Origin of the sequence: Mesorhizobium sp. M7A.F.Ca.CA.002.04.1.1, from assembly GCF_004022805.1 — a bacterium.
GTDB lineage: Bacteria > Pseudomonadota > Alphaproteobacteria > Rhizobiales > Rhizobiaceae > Mesorhizobium > Mesorhizobium ciceri.
Genome location: NZ_RZPL01000558.1, coordinates 1 through 3,980 on the forward strand (window position 1 = coordinate 1; position 3,980 = coordinate 3,980).

Here is a 3,980-nt window from a genome sequence, read left to right on the forward strand (position 1 = left end):
GGAGATGGTCGGGAATGGCGATGTCGTCATCGCCACTGAAGAACACGAAGGGGACACCCCGGCGCATCAACTCATCGGCGATTGGAAACACGCGTCGGCCATTGAGATTGACGTCGAGGATTGCAGCTTCGGCCGTCCCGGTGTGTTTGGAAGCCTGTTCGACGGTTGCAGCGGGACCAAGGATTATGGCGCCCATATTGCTGAAAAACCGCGCAAGATCTCCCGCCATCGTCCATTCGTCTTCAACTATCAGAATATGCAGCCCCCGCAGGTCGCGCACGTCGTCATCCTTTCTTGCAACGGAGGTTAGAATGCAGAGGATTTGCTTTCCGAATTCTGTCATCCAAGGCCGCCTGCAACCGCTTCGCAAGCATCAGCATGCGATCCGGGACGGGCCCCGCATCGGAATCTGCTAGCGATCCAGGCGCCCCTGACACCACTGGCGCTCGGAGTTTTATGTCAGCAGAGCGTTTCGTCATTGAACCACCATTGATATCGGGTTCAACGTCATCCCTGACGTCTTGTTCCATACCTCTTGCGCGCTATATGGTTGTGTCCTGTTCGATCCGGCCTTGAGGAGACTTCATGTCGGGTCGGCGAAAGGGGGACATGCCGTGACTGCCCGATCGACTAGATTTCCCATCGTTGGCATCGGCGCGTCCGCGGGTGGCATTCCCGCGATGGAAGGCTTGTTCAAAGGCGTTACCAGCCAGCCCGGCATGGCGTTCATCATCATCACGCATCTCAGCCCGAAGCGAGAAAGTCTGTTGCATGAAGTTGTCAGCCGCTACACCGAGATGCCTGTCGTTGTGGCCGAGGATGGCATAGCTGTTGTACCTGACCACGTCTACGTGATGCCACAAAACGTCACTCTGGCGATCGCCAACGGTGTGCTGCGCCTGCGGCGGCCCAACGGGCTTACCCAAGAGCGCAAACCCGTCGACATCTTCTTTAGTGCGCTCGCTGAAGACCAGGGCGAATATGCCGTGGGCGTCATTCTGTCGGGCGGTGATTCCGATGGAACGCTGGGCGCCAAGGCGATCAAGGAGCGGGGTGGCCTCACTGTCGCGCAAGCGCACGACGGCTACGGGCCGCGCAATCCCGATATGCCACAGAGCGCTATTGCCAGCGGGCTCGTCGACGTCGCTGTGCCCGCCGAGGAGATCGGGGCGAAGCTGGAGGCTTTCGCCCGCGGCTTCGACACGCTGGAAGGGCTGGCGGAAGAAGATGGCGACCATACGGCCGACATCGATAAGGTGCGAGAACAGATATACGCCATTCTGCGCAGCCACTCCGGCCACGACTTCTCGGGCTACAAGACCAAGACATTTCTGCGCCGCGTGAAGCGACGCATGCAGATCGCCCAGGTCCATTCCATCAGCGCCTATATAGACTGGCTGAAGAAAGATGCTCGCGAGGTGATGAACCTTTTTCGCGATCTGCTGATCAATGTCACCAACTTCTTTCGCGACCCCGATGCCTTCGAGTTGCTCGAGCGAAAGATCATACCGCAGTTGTTCGAAGGCAAGACCGCCAGCGACACCGTCAGGGTCTGGGTTCCCGGATGCGCCACGGGCGAGGAGGTGTTCTCTATCGGCATCCTGCTGCGCGAACACATGGAGAAGCTTACGGTCGTTCCGCGCGTCCAGATATTTGCCACCGACATCGACGAGCCTGCGCTGGCGGTGGCCCGGGCGGCACGCTATCCCGAAGCCTTGCTGCAAGGGCTTTCACCCGAACGCCGACAGCGGTTCTTCAACGGCGACGGAGAGAGCTATGTCATTAGCAACGAGATACGGGAACTGTGCATCTTCTCGCCGCACAGCGTCATTCGCGATCCGCCTTTCTCGCGCATGGATCTGGTCTCCTGCCGCAATCTGCTGATCTATTTCGGCCCGAGCATCCAGAGCCGTGTCATCCCTGTCTTTCACTATGCATTGAAGCCCGGCGGTTACCTGTTCCTCGGCACCTCCGAAAGCGTTGGGCAGCACGACAATCTGTTTGCCACTGTCGACAAGAAACATCGTCTCTTCCAGGCGCGCGAGCATGCCTCGCCGCATATCAGGCTGCCCGCCTTGATCGGTGAGAGCCGTTCCGGCGTCTTTCCCTCTGAAAGCGCCGGCTTAAGGAAGGGAGCCGCCGGTTATCCGCTGCGCCAGGCTGTCGAGGCGCAGGTGCTGGAGCGCTTCGCTCCGCCGCATGTCCTGGTCAACGCCGAGGGCGATGTCGTCTATTATTCGGCCAGGACCGGCAGATATCTCGAAGCGCCGCAAGGGATTCCCAGCCGGCAGTTGCTGACGATGGCTAGGCGTGGGCTGCGACTGGACCTCCGCGCCGCGTTGCGGGAAGCGACGACGACGCGCCGCACAGTGGTGCGGGAAAACCTCATCGTAGAGGAAGACGACGAACGGGTCCAGCCGATCAAGCTCACGATCGAACCGCTCACCGAACGTGGCAATGGCGAGCCGCTTTATCTCGTCCTGTTCGAACCGTCGGGGCCGACCCAGGCCCGCTCAGAGGAAGACGGCGGCGGCCGTGACAGTGACAGCACCGCCGATCTCGAGCGGGAGCTGCGCGACACCAGGGAGCGCCTGCAATCGACGATCGAGGAATACGAGACCGCGCTGGAGGAGGTCAAATCGTCGAACGAGGAACTCGTCTCCGTCAATGAGGAGGCGCAGTCCACCAATGAGGAACTCGAAGCCTCGAAGGAGGAGATGCAGTCGCTCAACGAGGAGCTCAACACGATCAACGCCGAGTTGACGGCCAAGATAGAGGAGCTCGACCACGTCAACGGCGATCTGCGCAACCTGTTCGAAAGCACCGACATCGCGACCATTTTCCTCGACCGCAGCCTTGTGGTCCGTACCTTCACGCCGGCGGCGTCATCCTTCTTCAGCCTGCGTCCCTCCGATGTCGGCCGGCCGCTGACGGATCTGTCTAGCCAGCTCGACTACCCCGAGCTGAAGCAGCACATCGACAAGGTTTTCGAGACAGGCGAGATCCTGAATCACCATCTGGCACGCGATGCCAGGGGCCTGTTCCACATGGTCCGCATCAATCCCTATCGCGACAAGGGCAACAGGATCCAGGGCGTGGTGGTGACACTTGTCGATGTCACCACTCTGGCACAGGCGGAAGAGCATCAGCAGGTGCTCATCTCTGAACTCAACCACCGGGTCAAGAATATGCTTGCGGTGATCGCCAGCATTGCAAGCCGCACGCGGGAAAGTTCTGATACGAAGGAGGAGTTCGCGGATGCGCTGATCGGTCGCCTGCATGCCATGTCGCGGGCCTACGGCCTGCTGACCCGGGAGAGATGGAAGGAAGCCTCGGTCAGGGAACTGCTCCAGCAGGAGCTCGAACCATTCGGCATCGAGCGGATCGAACTCGATGGCGAGGATGTCAAACTAGGTCCGCAACAGGGGCTTTCCCTCAGCATGGCCATTCATGAACTGGCCACCAACGCGGCCAAGTACGGCGCTTTGTCAAAAACCGACGGCAAGGTCAGTGTGCAATGGTCGATCGAGGAGGACAGTTTCACATTTGGCTGGCGCGAAAAGGACGGCCCTGTTGTCAAGGCGCCCTTGGACAATGGTTTTGGCCTGACACTGCTGCAGGGAGAAATTGGTTACAGGCTCGGCGGCCATGTCGAGACCGCGTTCCACAAGGACGGCCTCAGCGTCCAGATCGCGTTTCCAGCAAACCACAAGGAGGCGCCGTGAGCGACGACAGGCCGCGCGTTCTGGTGGTCGAGGACGAATGGCTGATCGCCGAAGACGTCGCGTCTCGCCTGCGTGCGGCGGGTTATCCCGTGATCGGCCCGGTCTCGTCGGTCGCCGCGGCTCGTCAACTTATCGATGCAGGCAAAGTCGACGTGGCGCTGCTCGACATTCAATTGAACGGTGAAACGAGTCTGCCCGTAGCCGAAACATTGCTGGCTCGCGGCGTCCCCTTCGCCTTCATGACCGGATTTGGGC

General features: G+C 60.2%; 2 protein-coding genes and 1 pseudogene. 2 read left to right on the forward strand and 1 reads right to left on the reverse strand.

What is annotated here, in order from left to right; translation table 11 throughout:
• Positions 1-343: pseudogene (locus ENZ75_RS24140) on the reverse strand (response regulator); the annotation flags it as partial.
• Between the two features lie 271 nt (positions 344-614).
• On the opposite strand from ENZ75_RS24140, the gene ENZ75_RS24145 reads away from it, so the two are divergent.
• Both ENZ75_RS24145 and ENZ75_RS24150 read left to right on the forward strand, forming a co-directional pair.
• Complete coding sequence (locus ENZ75_RS24145) at positions 615-3,725, forward strand: CheR family methyltransferase (protein ID WP_063170159.1); 3,111 nt, start codon at positions 615-617, stop codon at positions 3,723-3,725.
• On the forward strand, positions 3,722-3,980 hold a 259-nt coding region (locus ENZ75_RS24150), incomplete at its 3' end, for a response regulator (RefSeq protein WP_128278363.1). The genes ENZ75_RS24145 and ENZ75_RS24150, both read left to right, overlap by 4 nt.